The 19,677-nt window shown below is 52.6% G+C and carries 17 protein-coding genes; 13 read left to right on the top strand and 4 right to left on the bottom strand.

Annotated features, from left to right (window positions below):
• The first annotated feature begins 119 nt into the window (after positions 1-119).
• The 5 genes from NST26_RS17510 to NST26_RS17490 all read left to right on the top strand — a co-directional run bounded on the left by NST26_RS17510 (position 120) and on the right by NST26_RS17490 (position 5,686).
• Positions 120-1,646 (top strand): serine/threonine protein kinase, encoded by a 1,527-nt coding sequence (locus tag NST26_RS17510; RefSeq protein WP_340952368.1) that lies wholly within the window; start codon positions 120-122, stop codon positions 1,644-1,646.
• 145 nt (positions 1,647-1,791) lie between these two features.
• Positions 1,792-3,351 (top strand): ABC-F family ATP-binding cassette domain-containing protein, encoded by a 1,560-nt coding sequence (locus tag NST26_RS17505; RefSeq protein WP_340952369.1) that lies wholly within the window; start codon positions 1,792-1,794, stop codon positions 3,349-3,351.
• Positions 3,352-3,429: 78 nt separating this feature from the next.
• Positions 3,430-4,497 (top strand): ThiF family adenylyltransferase, encoded by a 1,068-nt coding sequence (locus NST26_RS17500; protein ID WP_340952372.1) that lies wholly within the window; start codon positions 3,430-3,432, stop codon positions 4,495-4,497.
• Positions 4,498-4,512: 15 nt separating this feature from the next.
• Positions 4,513-4,815, top strand: coding sequence for a Dabb family protein (locus NST26_RS17495; RefSeq protein WP_340952374.1), 303 nt, complete (start codon positions 4,513-4,515; stop codon positions 4,813-4,815).
• A gap of 112 nt (positions 4,816-4,927) precedes the next feature.
• On the top strand, positions 4,928-5,686 hold the full coding sequence (locus NST26_RS17490) for a winged helix-turn-helix domain-containing protein (protein ID WP_209873657.1): 759 nt from the start codon (positions 4,928-4,930) through the stop codon (positions 5,684-5,686).
• 74 nt (positions 5,687-5,760) lie between these two features.
• Here the strand turns inward: NST26_RS17490 and NST26_RS17485 are convergent, their stop codons facing one another.
• Both NST26_RS17485 and NST26_RS17480 read right to left on the bottom strand, forming a co-directional pair.
• Complete coding sequence (locus NST26_RS17485) at positions 5,761-6,315, bottom strand: C40 family peptidase (protein ID WP_209873661.1); 555 nt, start codon at positions 6,313-6,315, stop codon at positions 5,761-5,763.
• 281 nt (positions 6,316-6,596) lie between these two features.
• On the bottom strand, positions 6,597-7,238 hold the full coding sequence (locus NST26_RS17480; RefSeq protein ID WP_036726443.1) for a thiamine diphosphokinase: 642 nt from the start codon (positions 7,236-7,238) through the stop codon (positions 6,597-6,599).
• Between the two features lie 166 nt (positions 7,239-7,404).
• Here NST26_RS17480 and NST26_RS17475 point away from each other — a divergent pair, with 166 nt between their 5' ends.
• Positions 7,405-7,866, top strand: a complete 462-nt coding sequence (locus tag NST26_RS17475; RefSeq protein ID WP_036726628.1) for a low molecular weight protein-tyrosine-phosphatase — start codon at positions 7,405-7,407, stop codon at positions 7,864-7,866.
• 213 nt (positions 7,867-8,079) lie between these two features.
• On the opposite strand, the gene NST26_RS17470 is transcribed toward NST26_RS17475, so the two are convergent.
• Complete coding sequence (locus NST26_RS17470; protein ID WP_340952377.1) at positions 8,080-8,811, bottom strand: alpha/beta hydrolase; 732 nt, start codon at positions 8,809-8,811, stop codon at positions 8,080-8,082.
• A 265-nt stretch (positions 8,812-9,076) separates the two neighbouring features.
• On the opposite strand from NST26_RS17470, the gene pdhA reads away from it, so the two are divergent.
• From pdhA to NST26_RS17435, 7 genes are all read left to right on the top strand, one after another.
• Entirely contained in the window at positions 9,077-10,144 is a 1,068-nt protein-coding gene (pdhA, locus tag NST26_RS17465) for a pyruvate dehydrogenase (acetyl-transferring) E1 component subunit alpha (RefSeq protein ID WP_340952380.1), read from the top strand.
• 15 nt (positions 10,145-10,159) lie between these two features.
• Entirely contained in the window at positions 10,160-11,137 is a 978-nt protein-coding gene (locus tag NST26_RS17460) for an alpha-ketoacid dehydrogenase subunit beta (protein WP_036726449.1), read from the top strand.
• A gap of 107 nt (positions 11,138-11,244) precedes the next feature.
• The gene (locus NST26_RS17455) at positions 11,245-12,900 is read left to right on the top strand and encodes a 2-oxo acid dehydrogenase subunit E2 (RefSeq protein ID WP_340952382.1); all 1,656 of its coding nucleotides are present in this window, start codon (positions 11,245-11,247) and stop codon (positions 12,898-12,900) included.
• Between the two features lie 3 nt (positions 12,901-12,903).
• Positions 12,904-14,316 (top strand): dihydrolipoyl dehydrogenase, encoded by a 1,413-nt coding sequence (gene lpdA, locus NST26_RS17450; RefSeq protein WP_076079331.1) that lies wholly within the window; start codon positions 12,904-12,906, stop codon positions 14,314-14,316.
• 243 nt (positions 14,317-14,559) lie between these two features.
• Positions 14,560-15,354, top strand: a complete 795-nt coding sequence (thyA, locus tag NST26_RS17445; protein WP_209873674.1) for a thymidylate synthase — start codon at positions 14,560-14,562, stop codon at positions 15,352-15,354.
• The gene (locus NST26_RS17440) at positions 15,351-15,842 is read left to right on the top strand and encodes a dihydrofolate reductase (RefSeq protein ID WP_340952387.1); all 492 of its coding nucleotides are present in this window, start codon (positions 15,351-15,353) and stop codon (positions 15,840-15,842) included. The genes thyA and NST26_RS17440 overlap by 4 nt, the downstream gene beginning before the upstream one ends.
• 156 nt (positions 15,843-15,998) lie before the next feature.
• Complete coding sequence (locus tag NST26_RS17435; RefSeq protein ID WP_340952389.1) at positions 15,999-17,486, top strand: glutamate synthase subunit beta; 1,488 nt, start codon at positions 15,999-16,001, stop codon at positions 17,484-17,486.
• A gap of 114 nt (positions 17,487-17,600) precedes the next feature.
• Here the strand turns inward: NST26_RS17435 and NST26_RS17430 are convergent, their stop codons facing one another.
• Entirely contained in the window at positions 17,601-19,601 is a 2,001-nt protein-coding gene (locus NST26_RS17430) for a methyl-accepting chemotaxis protein (protein WP_340979545.1), read from the bottom strand.
• Between the last annotated feature and the right edge of the window lie 76 nt (positions 19,602-19,677).

Raw genomic sequence — 19,677 nt, 5'->3', positions numbered from 1 at the left:
GCAGGATTATGGGAAAGCATCCCGCAGTCTGCACCTCCGGCTTCTTGCCGGTTCCGGTGCAGGCAGTGGGGGGCTTTTTTTGCGTTATACAACATTCTATATGAACAGGCGGAGAAGAGATGGAATTCACAGGAAAGTTAAGTCCCGGACAGATTCTGGGAGGGCGTTATTATGTAACCGGGCTGATAGGAACAGGCGGAATGAGCCGGGTATATCTGGCGGAGGATGTACGGCTGCCGGGTATGCTGCGGGCCATTAAAGAGAGCGTCATCCGGGAGGGGAGTTATGGTGCGGGCGCCATTCAGGCGGAAGCGGAGCTGTTAATCTCGCTACGTCATCCGCTGCTCCCGCAGATTGCGGATTTCTTCCCGCCGGACGCTGACGGCTACACCTACCTGGTGATGGATTATATCGAGGGCATCACCCTGCATCAGTATATGGCAGAGCATCCCGCTGCAATGACGGGAGAGCGAATCCTCAGCTATGCGCGGCAGCTGCTGGAGGTACTGCATTATTTGCACAGCCATGAGCCGCCAATTATCTACCGGGATCTCAAGCCTTCGAATATCATGCTGACTGGAGAGCATGAGCTGAAGGTCATTGACTTCGGGATTGCGCGCAGGCTGAGAAATGGCTCCGGTGAGGACACCGAGAAGCTGGGAACCGCCGGATTCGCTGCCCCGGAGCAATATGGGGGCGGGCAGAGCAGTCCGGTGTCGGACCTGTACGGACTTGGCGCACTGCTGCTGTATATGGCCTCCGGCGGAGAGTTCAGCGCCTGGCAGCCCGGGATGGAGCGGAAGCTGCAGGGGCGACTCCCGGGCCGGATGATTCCGGTCATACGGCGGCTGCTGCGGCATCACCCGGAGGAACGGTATGGCAGTGCTGAGGAGGTAAGGATGGTTCTCCAGCAGTTGGAGATTGGCGGTGCGAGGGAAGCCAGACATGAGCGTGAGCGAACGAACATGCTCAAGGCTGCGGAGGACAAGCAAGCGCAGCCCTCTACTGCGGTGGTGGCCGTATTAGGGGTGTCCCCCGGAATTGGAACCACACATACCTCGCTTGCTGTCAGCCGCTGCCTGTCACCCGAAGGAAGGACGGCATGGGTAGATTGTAATCCCGGTTCGCAGGTATTTAACCGCATGAAGGAAATGGCGGGAGGTCCTGAAATAAGCGGTGTTCAGGGAACACAGGAGCAGCCGTTCACCTGGATGGGGGTAGACTACTGGAAGCTTCCCCCTTCGGAGGGACTCCCGCAGGGGCCGGACCAGGCCTATGATTACATTATCCTGGATCTTGGAACCGGCTGCGGGGAGGGGGCGCTGGAAGTGTTCACCGGCAGCAGCTTCCCCTTGTTGATCGCCTCAGGTGCGGATTGGCGGCTGGAGGATACCCTGCACTGGCTGCGCCGCAGAGGTCTGACTCCCCGGCCGGAATGGCTTATTGGTCTGCCACTGGCCGGAGAGCATACGGTGGCGCTGCTGGCTTCCCTGCTTGAACCTGCCAGCGTATACAGCCTGCCGCTTCAGCAGGACCCTTTTCAGAGTAAAGGAAAGCTGGTTCAGGCCATTAGGGGGCTGATTGGACCGCTTAAGGGTGCACGTTCTCCTGCAAAGAATATTAGATTGTTTCAGAAAAAGAGCTGAATGCTCAGAGCTTTATGACAGTTTTTCAGAAATCGGGCTTTATTTCTATTTCAGTGCAGGGTGCAGGTGTGCTAGAATGGAGCGATATCTATAATTATTGAACCTCTTGGTATTTACAATATAGAATGGAGCTTGCAGAGAATTTATGAGTTTACTTAGTGTAGAAGACGTTTCCCATAATTTCGGGGACCGGGTGTTGTTCAAGGATGTGTCCTTCCGTCTGCTGGATGGAGAGCATGTGGGAATCGTGGGTGCGAACGGCGTGGGCAAATCGACGCTGATGAATATTTTGACCGGCAAATTATTGAAGGACAACGGTAAGGTGGAATGGACGCCGCGGGTCCGTTACGGATATCTGGATCAGCATACCCTGCTTACCGCCGGTAAAACCGTGCGCGATGTGCTTAAAGATGCCTTCCTGCCGCTGCTGGAGCTGGAGCATGAGATGCTGGCGATTACCGATAAAATGGGGGAGGCGACGCCCGAGGAGCTGGACCTGCTGCTTGAGCAGATGGGCGACATTCAGGAGCAGCTCGATATCGGCGATTTTTACCTCATCGATGTGAAGGTTGAAGAGATGGCGAACGGACTGGGCCTGACGGCGATCGGTCTGGACCGGGATGTCACTTCCCTGAGCGGGGGACAGCGGACCAAGGTTCTGCTGGCGAAGCTGCTGCTGGAGAAACCGAATGTACTGCTGCTCGATGAGCCTACCAACTATCTCGATGTGGAGCATATTGACTGGCTGACGAACTATCTGAAGCAATATCCGTATGCGTTCATGCTGATCTCCCATGATACGGAATTCATGAACAAAGTGGTCGATGTGATCTATCATCTGGAGTTTTCGAAGCTGACCCGCTATACGGCCAATTACGAGAAGTTCCTGGAGATGGCGGGGATGAATAAGGCCCAGCATATTGATGCATACGAGAAGCAGCAGGATTTCATCAAAAAGCAGGAGGACTTCATTCAGCGCAACAAAGCGCGTGCCTCCACCTCAGGCCGGGCCAAGAGCCGCGAGAAGCAGCTTGGACGGATGGAGCGGATTGACAAGCCGGAAGAGGCGATGAAGCCTACGTTCCAGTTCAAGGAGAGCCGAGCCAGCGGAAAGACGGTGTTCGAGGGCGTTGATTTCGAGATCGGGTATGACCGTCCGCTACTTCCAAGTAAGCTGAATATGATGATTGAACGCGGTGACAAGATTGCGATTGTCGGCTACAACGGGGTCGGCAAATCGACGCTACTCAAAACGATCCTGGGTGTCATCCCTACGTACAGCGGAAAAACCTACCTTGGTGATTATCTGAGTTCTGCCTATTTCCAGCAGGAGCTGAAGGCGGAGAATATCACGCCGATTGAAGACGTATGGAATGAATTCTCCGGTCTGACCCAGAATGAAGTGCGTGGCCATCTGGCCCGCTGTGGTCTCAAAAACGAGCATATCACCCGTCCGATGAACATGCTGAGCGGCGGCGAGCAGGCTAAGGTCCGCCTGTGCAAGCTGATGATGCGTGAGAGCAACTGGATTCTGTTCGATGAGCCTACGAATCACCTTGATATTGTAGCCAAGGCTGAGCTTAAGCGGGCGCTTATGGAATACAAGGGAACGATTCTGCTGGTGTCTCATGAACCGGAATTTTACGAGGATTGGGTGACGAAGGTCTGGAATGTGGAGCAGTGGTCCGCGCAGACCGTATACTAATGGAGTCCGGGAAAAGTGGAGGTCTGCGCTTTTCCCGGTTTTCACCAAAAACCTACCTACATAGGGGGCTGTTCAGAGATGGGTTCTGATCAAAACACGCCGGTTCCGGCTTCTTCGGCCGGCAGGGATGGCAGATATTCAAGACAGGTCCGCTTCGCGCCGTTCGGCGCAGCAGGACAGCAGGGACTGGCACGTTCCTGTGTGCTGGTCGTTGGCATGGGGGCGCTCGGGACAGGCATTGCCGAGACATTGGCCCGCTGCGGGGTAGGGCGGCTTATCCTTGTTGACCGTGACTATGTGGAATGGAGCAACCTGCAACGCCAGCAGTTGTATACGGAAGAAGATGCCCGTGTGCGGACGCCCAAGGCGGCTGCAGCCCGTACCCGGCTGATGGCGGTCAATTCGGAGATTGTGATTGAAGCCCATGTGCTCGATGTGCGTGCAGAGGAGCTGGAGAGTCTGCTTCCCGGCGTAGATCTGATTATGGACGGGACCGATAACTTCGATACCCGGCTGATCATTAACGACCTGGCGCAAAAGCACGGCATCCCCTGGATCTACGGAGCCTGTGTTGGAAGTTACGGCATTACGTATACGATTCTGCCGGGTGAAACCCCCTGTCTGAATTGTCTGCTGGGCACTATCCCCCTGGGCGGGGATACCTGCGACACGGCGGGCATTCTTCCGCAAGCGGTGCAGATGGTTACCACGAATGGAACGGCTGAGGCGCTGAAGCTGCTCGGCGGTTTCAAGGACAAGCTGCGCGGCAAGCTGCTGACCTTCGATATCTGGCGTAATGAGCAGCAGGAGATTGGGGTTCAGATGGCGAAGAAGTCGGACTGTCCCTCATGCGGTGAATCACGGAGCTATCCATATCTGTCAGCCTCTAACACAGAGCGCAGCGATGTGCTGTGCGGCAGGGATACCGTGCAGATCCGTCCGGCACACCGCAGAAGTCTAGATCTGGAGGAGACAGCTGCCCGCTTGTCCAGGCTGAATAGCGGCAAGGTGGAGAGCAATCCGTATCTGGTTTCTTTTACAGAAGAGCCGTACCGGATGGTTGTGTTCGCAGACGGGAGAGCCTTAATACATGGAACCAATGATATCGCTGCCGCCCGCAGCTATTATCACCGGTATTTCGGATAATGGAGGAGAAACGCAATGAACAAGGGAACCATCCGTCATATGGCTGTATTTACACTGAAATCTGCCCCGGATTCGGAGGAGACCAGAGCTTTCCTGCGGGATGGTGCTGAGATTCTTAGCGCTATTCCGGTGGTGGAGAATTTCGAGGTGCTGCGTCAGGTCAGCGCCAAGTGTGACCACCAGTTCGGCTTCTCGATGGAGTTCGCCGATCAGGCGGCTTATGATGCCTACAATAATCATCCGGCGCATCAGGCTTTTGTGGCAGAGCGCTGGGACACCCAGGTGGCCGCATTCCAGGAGATCGATTTCGTACTATAATTAGTGCCGCAAAGAGACCATTCCCCCGAATGGTCTCTTTGTTTTGCGGGAATTCTAGGTATCATCTGCGGCGGCACAGCCGGTGCAAGACTGGTACAGGGGGACTATCCCGGTGAATGAAAAGATAGCATGGTATATACCCGGTCCGCGCCCGGATAGCCTTGAAGCTGATGCAGACAGAGAGGATAGGGCTGCCGGCCATATCGGGCTTGAGGAGGCCATCCATAGCCTTGGTATAAGAACAGCAATAAGCGAAGACCTGGATAGTCTTCGCTTATTGCTCTCAGGCGGTGAGCCTGTGCTTCTGCTCGCGGAGCTGGAGGAACCCGGAGGCTGGGCGGGCTGGGAAGCTGTCTCGGAGGCGCGGAAGGAGGGGATGGTTCTGCCGGTGATGGTCATATCCGGAGGGGCGCCTGGAGTGAAAGGGGAAGCGGCTGTCTCCGTATTCGATGCCGGAGGCAACGAATACATGGAGAAGCCTGTACATACCGGTGAGTTCAAACACAGAATATTGAATCTGCTTAAGCTGACAGGCCGCCGTAGAGATGCGGCCTCGCTGCTTAAGGTGGACGGATTGCTCCTCGATCGCGGACGCCGGCAGGTCATCCGGGATGGAGCCGAGCTGAAGATGACCCCCAAGGAATTCGACCTGCTGTATTATCTGGCAGAGAATCTGGGTGAAGTCTGTCCCCGTGCTGAAATATTGCAGCAGGTATGGGGGTATCATTTTCAAGCGGATACCAATGTGGTGGATGTGTACATCCGGCATCTGCGACTGAAGGTGGATAAAGGCCGCCGGAATAAACTGATTCATACGGTGCGTGGAACCGGATATGTACTGCGGACACCGGAGAGCGGGGCCACAAGCTGACGGCCGCTGCAAGCAGCTCTCCGGCTAATAGACATGTACTCTCTCGGTACAAGCTATAATAGATCTTCTGGCTGTTACAGTACGCGGCGTGATTTCAGGTAGGTTTTTTTCCAGTTACCCGAATTCAGATCTGAAATGGTCACGCCGGGTGAGCCGTAAGTGTGAAGGATCTTGCCATTGCCGGCATATACAGCCACATGGGTGACGTTCTTGCCGTTGGCCCGGCTTCCGCTGGAGAAGAACACCAGATCGCCGACACGCAGATTGGCTTTGCTGACCGATTTACCCACTTTAGATTGGGCAACGGATGTACGGGGCAGATCTACACCATATTTTTTGAAAATATATTGAGTAAAGGAGGAGCAGTCAAAATAACGTGTAGTTGAAGTGGAGGCACCGAACTGGTAACGCGTACCCAGATACTTTTTACCGAAGCTGACCACTTTGGAGCCAGTGGAAGATGCTGATACAGAATCGGCACTTACAGAATCGGCAGATACAGCATCAGCGGATACAGCTGAAGCGGCAGCAGGGGCTGTTCCTGCTCCGGTTGCGAGTAAGGCGCTGAACCCGATTGTTGTGCACAGACCAATTGTCATTGCTTGCTTGAACCAGTGTTGTTTATTCATGTTGTATACCTCCAAGGTTGTAATGAATTCTAGTAGTTTCGTTCGTCTGATTCGTAGTATAGCAGGTTATGACAGGCCTAAATTATGGAAGAGATGGGCTAAATGCAGGCGGGATATGCAATGTAAGCGTTTTATTAAAATCACATTAAAAGTTACAAAATATTAATATTTGCGTAGTGAGTTCGCCGAAAAAAGCCGGGAAACCCTTGATACACAAAGGGATTCCCGGCTTTACGATTTTGAAACAAAGGTTACAGCGATGTCTCCAAAAATCTATGTATTCAGTCCTTGCTCTGAATAATTAGCAGAAGTCCGCTCTCAATATGAACGGTTCCGCTCTGCTCCAGCAGCACATTGCTCACGGCCAGGGATTGCCCTAACTTGAGGGTGGCGTTCTCCAGAGGATATTGGAAGCCCTGAAGGGTGATGCCCGTTACCTCGGGAGTCAGAGGCAGCAAGGAGACATAGGAATACCCCCGTTCCTCCACAACCGCCTGAGAGCCGGTAAGCGTAATGTAGTTGTTCGCATCCATAATAGAGCAGGCTACCTGCCGTTGCAGTGCTCTTGTCATCATTTGAATGCTGGCCAGCGTATGGTCCATGCGCGTACCCGTTACCCCGATCATCAGAATAGACTGCGGCTGGAGGTTCAGAGCAAGATCCAGGGCCATTTCACTGTCGGTAAGGTCTTTGTTGACCGGATCACAGCTTATAGTCTTCTTGCTTCCCGCCTGAATCCGCTCCAGTGCCTCAGGAGAGACAGAATCGAAATCACCAACGGCAAGCTGGGGGGTGAAGCCATGATCAATCAGGAACAGCGCTCCCCGGTCAGCACCGATAATATAATCCTCTTCATCTAATAAGCGCAGGCATTCCGCGGTCAGTTCACCGCCTGCAACAATTACAATACGCCCGGATGGCAATAGCTCCCCCTCCTTGTTGTTCAATTAAGTTCATCATCCTGAACAGTATATAGCAGTTTCAAAAGTTGTACAATTGCCGCGCTGACGCTAAAATAGGATTAGTGCGTCTGACCGCACCCATCCATTATGGATGATAAGGAATGCTTGAGCGCAGGAGGTGAGAGGGATCGTTAACGTGTTGTTTGTATGTCTGGGGAATATTTGCCGTTCGCCGATGGCGGAGGCTGTGCTGCGCAGCAAGATTGAACAGCGTCAGCTTACGGATCAGATTACAGTGGATTCTGCAGGAACGGGAGACTGGCATATCGGGAAAGCGCCACATGAAGGGACAAGGCGTATCCTTGATCTGCATGGCATCAGCTATGAGCATATGAGAGCAAGGCTGGTAGCCAGTGAGGATTTCGAGAGATTCGAATATATCATCTGCATGGACAAGTCCAACGGGGAGAATGTGCGCAAAATTCCCGGCGGTGAGCAGTCCAAGCTGTTGTTCTTCATGGATCTGTTGCCGGATGAGGAGCTGCGTGAGGTGCCTGACCCGTATTTCACCGGTAATTTCGAGCAGGTCTATGATTTAATCAACGCCGGTTGTGATGTGCTGCTGGAACGGATTATTCAGGAGAAATAAATTATCCTTCTATTTCTCGCTGAAACGGAACCGTCCTTTAAAAGGACGGCAAAGCCGCTTCCACTTGGCAGGCATAGTGCTACAGCCGGACCGGTTGCCGTCCTTATGATTTAAGGAACGGCACCGTATGTCCGATTCGTGATGAAAGCGCAGTCAATCGTACTGCATACATAAGTTCGTAAGATGTTCACTTTTGGGGTTCTATTTGCTGTTTCAGGAGCTGAAGAAATAGAGTAATGATTCCGGGAGCTCTTTTTGCCAAAAACCCCAAAGATGCTGGCCGTCCTTCTCGCGGTAGGACACCGTGGCTCCCTTGGCTTCAAGCATGGCCTTGGTCTCCCGGTTCATCTCCACGAAATCATAGACGCCGGTATCGGTCTTGTAGTCGCGCTCTTGAAGCCCTACAACCATGTTGATCTGAAGCCAGGAGAGATCCTCCTCTTGTGATAGCAGCTCGCGGGTCTCGGGATAGTAGGCGCCGGAGAGGCTGAGCACACGGCTGAATAATCCCGGATACGCCAGCGCCAGGTGGAGGGAGACACTGCCGCCCAGGGAATCACCGGCTACGATCCGCTCCTCCGGTGTGCGCCGGACAGGATAATTATGTTCAATGAAGGGAATAATCTCTTCGGCGAAGCATGTAAGGTACTGCTTGAAGCGGCTGCCGAACGGAGCGTATTCAGCGGTGCGGACTGCCACGTTCACTTCGACGCCCACTATAATGAAGGGTTCCACATCCTGCTCCAGAATCAGCTGACCAGCCAAGGTGGCAATCCGGCCGAAGTTGAAGAATTCTTCACCGTCCTGGCAGTAGACGACGGGATAGCTGAGTACTTCATTATATCCGGGGGGAAGATAGATACGCAGCTTGCGCTCTTCCTGCAGGTGTTCGCTCCACAGTGTTTGTTTTACAATTGTACGTTTCAGAAAAACAGGTTCGCTCATTGTCAAATCGTCACCTTTCATGTCGGATTTTGCTTAAGACTTAGTGTTGCGTTAAAATTAACCAAGCGGCAAATGTGGGATATATCATTTACTTGATAAATATCCTTCAATCTGTTATAGGATATTTAAACGCCTGTTATACATACAAAATTTATGGAAACATAAATTTTATGCGTATTTCTTTGACGAAACAGATACAACAGGTGTATAATAATTCTATAACAGAGACCACTGATATTCAAATTTTTTTATTGAGGTGAAGATAATGACTAGAGTTCCTTATGAAGTGTATACAGAGGACGTTGAAGCCCTTACGGTTCTTTCCCCGGATGGAGAAATTATCAACAAGGAAATGATGCCTAACCTTACCGATGATCAATTGAAAGAAATTATGTACCGTATGGTATTTACCCGTACCTGGGATGACCGTGCTGTCAACCTGGGCCGTCAAGGCCGTCTCGGCTTCTATGCACCGGTATCCGGTCAGGAAGCTACAATGATCGGCAGTGAGTACGCTTTGCAGAAAGAAGATTTCGTCTGCCCGGGCTACCGCGATATTCCACAGCTCGTATGGCATGGCCTTCCATTATATCAGGCGTTCCTGTATTCCCGCGGACATCAGCATGGCGGACAGATTCCTGATGGCGTTAATGTACTTATGCCGCAGATCATTATCGGAGCACAGATTCTTCATGCTACCGGTATTGCTATGGGCTTCAAATTGAAGAAACAGCAGAACGTTGCAATCACATATACCGGTGACGGCGGTTCGTCGGAAGGCGACTTCTACGAAGGCCTTAACTATGCAGGAGTATTCAAGTTGCCAGTGATCTTCTTCGTTCAGAACAACGGCTATGCGATCACCACTCCGTTCTCGAAGCAGACTGCAGCGAAATCGATCGCCCACAAGGCCGTTGCCGCAGGGATTCCCGGAATCAAGATCGACGGTATGGACGTCTTTGCAGTAATCGCTGCTGTACAGCAGGCTGCTGAACGTGCCCGCAAAGGCGAAGGTGCCACGCTGATCGAAGCGGTAACCTACCGTTTCCGTCCGCATTCCCTTTCTGATGATGCCAGTAAGTACCGTACGAAGGAAGAAGAAGGCCAATGGAATGAGAAAGATCCGATTGCCCGTCTTGCCAAGTACCTGGAGAAGAAAGGCCTCTGGACGGAAGAGGACACTCTGCGCGTAAGAGAAGAAGCGAAAGCAACTGTGAACGAGCAGATTAAGAAAGCAGAACAGACCGAAAAAATGACCATTCCCGGCTTGATCGACAGCATGTTCGAGGTAACTCCGAAACATCTTGAAGAACAAAAAGCCGATTTTGAATAAGGGGGATATCAGGCAATGGCACAGATGAATATGAAAGAAGCAATTCGTGACGCAATGCGCGTTGAACTGACTCGTGACCCCAATGTTCTTATCTTCGGAGAAGACGTTGGTAATGTAGGCGGCGTATTCCGTGTAACGGAAGGGCTGCAGAAGGAATTTGGCGAGGAGCGCGTCTTCGATACACCGCTGGCAGAGTCTGCCATTGGCGGTTTGGCTTTCGGTCTTGGCGTGCAGGGCTTCCGCCCGATCGCTGAGATCCAGTTCGTAGGCTTCATCTTTGAAGCTCTGGATCAGATCGTTATTCAGGCGGCGCGCCTGCGCTGGCGTTCCGGGGGCAAGTACAATGCTCCTGTAGTCTTCCGCACTCCATTCGGCGGCGGCGTTAAGGCAGCCGAGCTGCATACCGATTCTCTGGAAGGTCTGATCGCCCAGAGTCCTGGGATCAAGGTAGTTATTCCTTCTAATCCTTATGATGCGAAGGGACTGCTGATCGCTTCGATCCGCGACAATGACCCTGTATTCTTCATGGAGCACTTGAACCTGTACCATGCTTTCCGGGCAGAAGTGCCTGAAGGTGAGTATACCGTTGAACTCGGCAAAGCGAATGTAGTACGCGAAGGTACGGATGTATCTATCATTACCTACGGCCTAATGGTACATACAGCGACCAAAGCGGCCGACCAGCTCGAAAAAGAAGGCATCAAAGTCGAAATTATCGACCTTCGTACCGTTAGCCCGATTGATATCGACACCATTGTGGCTTCCATCAAGAAGACTAACCGCGCGATTGTTGTACAAGAAGCTCAGAAGAGCTCCGGCGTAGCCGCTGAGGTTATTGCCCAGATTAACGAAAAAGCTCTGCTGCACCTGGAAGCCCCTGTGCTTCGTGTAGCAGGTCCAGATACAATTTTCCCGTTTGCTCAAATCGAAGATACTTGGATTCCTACCCCTGCACGTGTCATCACGGCAGTTAAGAAAGTCATGGAATTCTAGGAAGTAACGACTTTGCCGTCCTTGTATTTAAGGGCGGCAGCCGTTTCTGTCTTCTATCAAACAGGACTGATGGAATAACTCAACATAATTTATAGGAGGTTATCAAGGTGGCAAAATTTGAGTACCGGTTCCCTGAGCTGGGCGAAGGTCTGCATGAAGGCGAAATTATCAAAATGCATATCAAAGCCGGCGACAAAGTAACCGATGACGATATCGTAATGGAAGTTCAGAACGACAAGGCGGTAGTAGAGGTTCCTTGTCCGGTCAACGGCACAGTGCTTGAAGTCTTCACCAAGGACGGCCAAGTATGCCGTGTAGGGGAAGTTGTAGCCATTATTGATGCAGAAGGCGACATCCCTGAGCAAGAGGGCGGCCATCCGGCAGAGCAGGCTTCCCAGGAAGCTGATGCAGCCAAGGGCGGAGCGGATACTACTTCTTCTCCGGCAACCAGCAGCCCGGCTACTGGCGGAGCAACGAACTTCGAATACAAGTTCCCTGAACTGGGCGAAGGCCTGCATGAAGGGGAAATCATCAAGATGCACATCAAGGTTGGAGACAAAATCACTGACGACGATATCATTATGGAAGTTCAGAATGATAAAGCAGTGGTGGAAGTTCCTTCTCCAGTCAACGGTACTGTAGTCGAAGTGTTCACCAAAGACGGCCAGATCTGCCGTGTAGGTGAAGTTGTGGCGATCATTGCTGCAGAAGGTGATGTTCCTCACGAGGAGGGCAGCCATGCTGAAGCATCCGGTGCCCAGGCAGCAGCTCCTTCCCAAAGTACTGCTCCGGCAGCGGCAGCAGCTCCGGCTCCTAACCGTGAAGTACTGGCAACGCCTAGCGTGCGCAAATTCGCCCGCGACAAGAGTGTGGACATCTCCCAGGTGAACGGCTCCGGCAAGAACGGTAAGATCACACTTGAAGATGTGGAAGCCTTCCTGAAGGGCGGTTCTACAGCCCCAGCGGCATCGGCTCCAGCAGCATCTGCACCAGCGGCGGCAGCACCGCAAGCCAAAGCCAAAGAAGCAGCACCGGCAGCAGCAGCTTCCGGCAATGCAAGTCTGGAAGAAGAACGCGTACCATTCAAGGGTATCCGTAAGGCGATTGCCAATGCCATGGTTAAATCGGCTTACACTGCACCGCATGTTACGATCATGGACGAAGTGGATGTTACGGAGCTTGTAGCCTTCCGTGCCCGCATGAAGCCGGTAGCCGAGAAGAAGGGCGTTAAGGTTACTTATCTTCCGTTCATCGTGAAGGCACTCGTGGCCGCTTCCCGTCAGTTCCCTGCGCTTAACGCCATGATTGACGAAGCTACGAATGAAATTGTCTACAAGAAGTACTACAACATCGGTATTGCTACAGATACAGACAACGGCCTGATCGTTCCTGTCATCAAGGACGCTGACCGCAAGAGTATCTGGATGATCGCAAGCGCGATTACAGATCTGGCTGTACGCGGACGCGACGGCAAGCTGGCTCCGAATGAAATGAAGGGCAGCACGATCTCGATCAGCAATATCGGCTCTGCCGGCGGTATGTTCTTCACTCCGATCATCAACTTCCCTGAAGTTGCTATTCTCGGAACCGGACGTATCACTGAGAAGCCTGTTGTGAAGAATGGCGAAATTGTTGCAGCACCTGTAATGGCACTGTCCCTGAGCTTTGACCACCGGATTATTGACGGCGCAACAGCACAGAATTTCATGAATTACATTAAGACCCTGCTTGCAAATCCTGATATGTTAGTTATGGAGGTGTAATTAATGGTAGTCGGAGACGCTTCAATCGAAATCGACACATTGGTAATTGGTGCAGGTCCCGGCGGGTATGTGGCGGCAATTCGTGCCGCCCAGCTCGGCCAAAAGGTCATCATTGTAGATAAATCGGAACTCGGCGGCGTGTGCTTGAACCGCGGCTGTATTCCTTCCAAGGCCCTGATCTCGGCCGCTCATCAATTCGAGGCTGCCCAGCACGGTGAAGTATTCGGTGTTACTGCCGAGAACGTTAAGGTGGACTGGTCTAAGACTCAGGCCTTCAAGAACGGCGTAGTCAAGAAAATGACTTCCGGCGTTACCAGCCTGATGAAGGGCAACAAGATCGAAGTATTTAGCGGAGAAGCTATGTTCATCAGCACAAACGAAGCCCGTCTGTTCAATGATCATGAATCCCCGCGTTACAAGTTCAATAACTGCATTATTGCAACGGGCTCCCGTCCAATTGAACTGAAGCCATTCCCGTTCGGCGGACGCATCCTGTCCTCCACGGAAGCGCTGGATCTGCCTGAAATTCCTAAGAGCATGATCGTTATCGGCGGCGGCTACATTGGTGCGGAGCTGGGTCAGATGTATTCCAAATTCGGCACCAAGGTTACCATCATTGAAGGTCTGGATACCGTTCTGCCTGGCTTCGACAAAGACATGACCCGTCTGGTTGCTAAGAATATGGCTAAGACCGGCATTGAAATTGTAACTAACGCCAAAGCCGAATCTGCGGTTCAGAACGACAAGGAAGTTACTGTGAAGTACTCCGTAGGCGGAGAGTCCAAAGAAGTGACTGCTGAATACCTGCTGGTAACCGTAGGACGCCGTCCGAATACTGACGGCGAGCTGGGCCTGGATCTGATCGGCGTTGAGCTGGATGACCGCGGTCTGGTGAAGGTAGACCATCAGGGACGGACTAATATTCCTAACATTTTCGCAATCGGCGATATCGTTCCGGGTCTTGCCCTGGCGCACAAAGCTTCTTACGAAGGTAAGATTGCTGCGGAAGCCATTGCCGGACACAAATCGGTTGTAGATTACAAGGTAATGCCGGCTGTAGTCTTCACAGATCCTGAATGCTCCAGCGTAGGTCTGACCGAGAAGGAAGCTAAGGATAAGGGCTATGCGGTTAAGGCCGGCAAGTTCCCGTTCGCAGGCAACGGCCGTGCCGTGTCCCTGAATGCTCCTGAAGGCTTCATCAAGATTGTAGCGAAGAGCGACAACAATCAGGTGCTCGGCGCACAAATCGTCGGTATCGAAGCTTCCAACCTGATCGCTGAGCTGGGTCTGGCGATTGAAATGGGCGCAACGCTTGAAGATATCGCACTGACCATCCATGCGCATCCAACCCTTGGCGAGATCGTTATGGAAGCGGCTGAGCTGGTAGAAGGCCACCCGATCCACGTAATGAAATAATAACCGCTTAAGCTTATGCGGTAAGAACACAAGAGGATGTTCCCGAAGCCATGCAGATGGTCAGGGAACATCCTCTTTTGAGTGAGGTCACTGTCCTGAACGTTCGGAAATAGCTGGCAGTCAGCCCAATTCGGGCAGAGAAATGTATGTTTTTTTGCTTATTTTTATCGTTAGGGAAGTTACAACGACCGTCAGCTCATGGTAAACTAATAGAAGAAAAAAGAGAGTGGGGTGTGATACGGCTTGCGTAATTACTTGGATTTATTGCAGGATATTCTCGACAACGGTACAGCTAAGAGCGACCGGACAGGTACAGGTACAGTGTCCGTCTTCGGGCGTCAGCTCCGCTTCGATCTGTCGAAGGGCTTCCCGCTGATGACCACCAAGCGCATTCATTTGAAATCGGTGGTACATGAGCTTCTATGGTTCCTCAAAGGGGATACCAATACAACGTATCTGAAGGAGAACGGCGTCTCGATCTGGGATGAATGGGCCGATGAGAACGGGGAGCTGGGACCGGTATACGGCTCGCAGTGGCGGGCGTGGGAGAGCAAGGACGGGCAACATATCGATCAGATTGCGAATGTGATTGAGTCAATTAAGCATAATCCCGATTCACGGCGTCATATCGTTAGTGCGTGGAATGTAGGCGAGATTGAGCAGATGAAGCTTCCGCCCTGCCATTTCGTGTTTCAGTTCTATGTAGCGGGCGGCAAGCTCTCCTGCATGCTTACGATGCGTTCGGTGGATACGTTCCTTGGTCTTCCGTTCAACATTGCCAGCTACGCGCTGCTTACCCATATGGTGGCGCAGCAGACGGGGCTTGAGGTCGGAGAATTCATCTGGTCCGGCGGAGATGTGCATATATATACAAATCATATGGAACAAGTGGCCACACAGCTTGCACGGGAGCCTTATGCGCTGCCGAAGCTTAACATCCGCAGAGTACCGGACAGTATTTTTGATTATACCTTTGAGGATTTTGAATTTACCGACTATGTCTATCATCCGGGAATCAAGGCACCGGTTGCTATATGAGCATTACCATGATATGGGCGATGGCCTCAAATGGCGTAATTGGCAAAAATAATGACATGCCCTGGCATTTGCCGCTGGATTTCGCTTATTTCAAAGCAGAGACACTCGGCAAGCGGATGCTGATGGGCCGAAAAACCTGGGAGTCGCTGGGCAGCAAGCCGCTGAAGGGCCGTACCAGCCTGATTCTGACCCGCGATAAGAGCTTCGCACCCGAAGGGGCTGAGGTCATCCATACGCTGGCTGAGGCGCTGGCTGAGGGGCGCAAAGAGGATGAGCTGATGGTGATCGGCGGAGCCGAGATCTATAGCCTGATGCTGCCGTATGCCGACAAGCTGCGTGTTACACGGATAGAGGCGGAGATTGAAGGCGATACGACATTCCCTGAGGTAGACTGGAGCCAGTGGAAGGAAGTTTCCAATACACCGGGACTCAAGAATGAGCAGAATCCGTATGATTATCGTTTTATGGTGTACGACCGCAAGGAGTGACAATGAAGCGTTTTCTCTGACACAAGATGTGAAATAGTACAAATAATCAGCAGATTAGTCCATTACAGTGCGAAAGTATTGAATGCTAATATAATTAAAATTAGAAATGGTGTACTATACATCAACACGAAGAGAACGGATGGGGGAAACGTATATATGTCTACACCTACTGGATTTATGGAGTATAAGCGCCAGCTCCCAGGGGACCGCGATCCCGAGCAGCGCGTGAAGGATTGGGAAGAATTCCACGAGCATCTGACCGAGGACGAGCTTCGGACCCAGGGTGCCCGTTGTATGGATTGCGGCACACCGTATTGCCACACCGGCCTGGATATGAGCGGCGGTACTTCAGGCTGTCCCGTGCATAACCTGATTCCGGAGTGGAATAACCTGGTCTACCGTGGCTTGTGGAAGGAAGCACTGGAGCGCCTGCACAAGACCAATAACTTCCCTGAATTCACCGGCAGCATCTGTCCTGCACCCTGCGAGGGCTCCTGTACCGTCGGTCTGATTGGACAGCCTGTTACGATTAAGACGATCGAGCTGGCCATTGTGGACAAGGGCTTTGAAGAGGGCTGGGTAGTCCCGAGTCCGCCGGAGAAGCGTACAGGCAAGCGGATCGCCATTGTCGGCTCCGGTCCGGCAGGACTGGCCGCAGCAGCCCAGCTGAACAAGGCGGGTCACACGGTAACGGTCTTTGAGCGCAGTGACCGGATCGGCGGGCTTCTGATGTACGGCATCCCGACGATGAAGCTAGACAAACGTGTCGTACAGCGCCGTGTCGATCTGCTGGCTGCAGAAGGTATCGAGTTCGTGGTTAACACTGAGATTGGCAAAGACATTCCGGCGCAGCAGCTGGTGGATGAATATGATGCCGTTGTTCTCTGCGGCGGGGCTACCAAGGCAAGACGCTTCAACGTGGAGGGCCATGACCTCAAGGGGGTTATGTATGCCATGGATTACCTTAACGGCACGATCAAGAGCTATCTGAATTCCAATCTGGAGGATGGCAACTATGTATCCGCCGCAGGCAAGGACGTAATCGTGCTGGGCGGAGGCGACACAGGCTCTGACTGTGTAGCGACTTCCTTGCGGCATGGCTGCAATAGCATCACCCAGTTCGGCACACATGACAAAGCGCCGCTTACGCGTGATCCGATTGCCAACCCTTGGCCGCAGTTCCCGAATGTCTACACCCTTGATTATGCCCAGCAGGAAGCCAAAGCGGTCTTCGGTGAAGACCCGCGTGAATTCTCTATCATGACGACGAAGTTCGTCGGCGATGAAGAAGGCAACCTCAAGGAGCTGCACACGGTGCAGATCCGCCGGATGGTGGACGAGACAGGACGGAAGATCTACCAGCCGGTTCCGGGCACCGAGGCTGTCTATCCGGCCCAGCTGGCGCTGATCGCGATTGGCTTCGACGGACCGGAGCAGGATATCATTGAGCAGCTTAAGCTGGATACGGACCGCCGTACCAATGTGAAGGCCCGTTATGGCAAATTCAACACGAACGTGGATAAAGTATTCGCAGCCGGAGATATGCGCCGCGGGCAGAGTCTGGTCGTCTGGGCTATCAACGAGGGACGTGAAGCAGCGCGTGAAGTGGATAAATACCTGATGGGTTCGACTGTACTTGCTTAACCTATATGTACCAAAAAGCCGTCCTTCAGCATTGCTGAGAGACGGCTTTTTATTATGCTTTTATTATGCTGCTATATTATTGAATGGCCTTCACCGCTCACATGATTACGGGGGCTAGTCTTCCAGCTTGAACCGTTCAATCTTAAGCTGCAGATCGCCCGCCATCCTGGACAGCTCCGTAGAGGAGGCGGAGATCTCTTCCATGGAAGCGAGCTGTTCCTCTGTAGCTGCCGTTACACTCTGGAAGGCGTCAGAAGTAGAACGGGAGATGCCGGAGATCTCGTGAACGGAAGCGGCGACCTCCTGCGCTCCCGCTGACATCTGCTCGGTAATAGCCGAGATGTCATGCAGCTGGCTGTTGATTTTGGCCGTAGACTGTTCAATGCTGTTGAAGGATTCCTTGGCTTCGGCGGTAACCTGAATACCCAGCTCAACATCAGCTGCAACGGTATGCCGGATCGCTTCATAGGTCTGGTCGATCAACCGGGTCATCTGCTGGAGGGTATCTTGAATATCTCCGGCGGTATTCTTCGATTGATCGGCCAGCTTCCGCACCTCAGCAGCCACGACGGCGAAGCCCCGGCCCTGCTCTCCGGCCCGGGCCGCTTCAATGCCGGCGTTCAGCGACAGGAGATTCGTCTGTACGGCGATCGCCGAAATTGCACTGCTCATCGCGGACACCTCATCGTTCAAGCCGTTTAATTGCCCGATCAGCTGTGAAGAGTGGTGGGTAGAGGTCCTGATGGCATCCATTTGCTGGCTGACCTGTTCCATCTTCCGGCTGCCGCTGCGCACATCTGCTTCAGTGCTTGCGGAAGAATCGACGATGGAGGCGGCGGCTTCGGCGATCCTTTGAATACCGGAAGACATTTCCTCCATCGCGCGCGAGGTCTCTGCCATGGCCGAGGTCTGTGTCTGCGCACCCTCGGAAGAATCCTGAACCAGTTCAGCCACGTAAGCGGTGGCTCTGGAGTTCTCTTCGGTGGTTGCATTCAATTGCTGGCTGGAGGCTGCGAGTTGTCCCGAGGTGTCCGAAATATCCGATACGATGCCGCGCAGAGAGCCTACCATCAGGTTGTAATTCTGTGCCAGCTGACCGATCTCATCCACCCGGTTCATCTGAATCTGCTCATTCAGATAGCCTTCGCTTACCCGCTGTGCAGAACGGTTCAGGCTGCGGATCGGCTTCGTGATGGAGCGGACAATCAGGTACATCAGGGTTAAGGCGACAAGCAGGGCAACGGCCAGAACCATAAGTCCGGTATAGATAATGGGCTGTGAGGCATCCGAGAATTCTTGGGTAGGCAGAATGCCGACAATTTTGAAGCCGGTGTTCGAATCGGTTGTATAATAACCCTGCATGTCCATCTCCGTGTCCGGATTGGTATAGTGCAGGTCCCCGCTGTCGTTTGCCAGCATTTTCACTATATAATCTGCTACATCCTCACCTGCTGCTTTGCCGGGATAAGAGACGAATTTATTATTACGGTCCACAATGTAGAAGTAGCCGGTTTCACCCGGATGGGTAGTATGGATTCTTTCACTCATTGCCTTGAGATTGAGGCTTGTGGTCACAGCTCCTTTGCCATCCTCCAGCGAATGGGAGATGAACAGCGTATAATTGCCGGTTGTTGCGGAGACAAAAGGATCAATGATTGTAGTGGTACCGGCATTCTGCATGGACGCCTTATACCAGTCCCGTGTACGCGGATCATAATCCTGTTTGCCGGGGTCCGGAGCCTTCATCCAGGCACCTTGTTCGTTGCCCGCCGTAAGAATCTCAAGCTCAGGATGTGCCTTCATGAACTGATCGATGAGTGTGCGTGTTGCGGGAGCCTTCACATCGAGCCCGGAAGACTCAATCTGGCGGCTGAGCAAATCTACATTCCGCATAGCAGCGGATACATATTCTTGGATGGTCCCGGCGACCAGATCGACACTGGAATGCGTGGCTTTCTGCATTTTAAGCTCCAATTCCCGTTTCGCACTGGAATAGGAGAAATAACTGACCAAGAGGATCGGGATCACCAGCATAATGGTGAAAAGCATCATCATTTGTCTTTGCAGTGATCGCGATCTGAGCTTGCCGGTGAAGCGGTTGACTGACTTGAACATTGGAACGGTTCCCCCTCTGGTACATGGAAATCGGCTGGTAGCTAGCCGTTTCTCTCTAAATACCTCAACTCATATT

This window comes from Paenibacillus sp. FSL R7-0128 (genome assembly GCF_038002245.1).
Taxonomy (GTDB): domain Bacteria; phylum Bacillota; class Bacilli; order Paenibacillales; family Paenibacillaceae; genus Paenibacillus_AQ; species Paenibacillus_AQ silagei.
Note: the sequence above shows the minus strand (reverse complement) of the source record. Positions and strands in the feature narration are given on the sequence as shown.

What these genes read in the sequence shown, in the direction of transcription:
- NST26_RS17510 (WP_340952368.1), top strand. Translation starts at nt 120, where the DNA reads ATGGAATTCACAGGAAAGTTAAGTCCCGGACAGATTCTGGGAGGGCGT.
- NST26_RS17505 (WP_340952369.1), top strand. Translation starts at nt 1,792, where the DNA reads ATGAGTTTACTTAGTGTAGAAGACGTTTCCCATAATTTCGGGGACCGG.
- NST26_RS17500 (WP_340952372.1), top strand. Translation starts at nt 3,430, where the DNA reads ATGGGTTCTGATCAAAACACGCCGGTTCCGGCTTCTTCGGCCGGCAGG.
- NST26_RS17495 (WP_340952374.1), top strand. Translation starts at nt 4,513, where the DNA reads ATGAACAAGGGAACCATCCGTCATATGGCTGTATTTACACTGAAATCT.
- NST26_RS17485 (WP_209873661.1), bottom strand. Translation starts at nt 6,315, where the DNA reads ATGAATAAACAACACTGGTTCAAGCAAGCAATGACAATTGGTCTGTGC.
- NST26_RS17470 (WP_340952377.1), bottom strand. Translation starts at nt 8,811, where the DNA reads ATGAGCGAACCTGTTTTTCTGAAACGTACAATTGTAAAACAAACACTG.
- pdhA (WP_340952380.1), top strand. Translation starts at nt 9,077, where the DNA reads ATGACTAGAGTTCCTTATGAAGTGTATACAGAGGACGTTGAAGCCCTT.
- NST26_RS17460 (WP_036726449.1), top strand. Translation starts at nt 10,160, where the DNA reads ATGGCACAGATGAATATGAAAGAAGCAATTCGTGACGCAATGCGCGTT.
- lpdA (WP_076079331.1), top strand. Translation starts at nt 12,904, where the DNA reads ATGGTAGTCGGAGACGCTTCAATCGAAATCGACACATTGGTAATTGGT.
- NST26_RS17440 (WP_340952387.1), top strand. Translation starts at nt 15,351, where the DNA reads ATGAGCATTACCATGATATGGGCGATGGCCTCAAATGGCGTAATTGGC.
- NST26_RS17435 (WP_340952389.1), top strand. Translation starts at nt 15,999, where the DNA reads ATGTCTACACCTACTGGATTTATGGAGTATAAGCGCCAGCTCCCAGGG.
- NST26_RS17430 (WP_340979545.1), bottom strand. Translation starts at nt 19,601, where the DNA reads ATGTTCAAGTCAGTCAACCGCTTCACCGGCAAGCTCAGATCGCGATCA.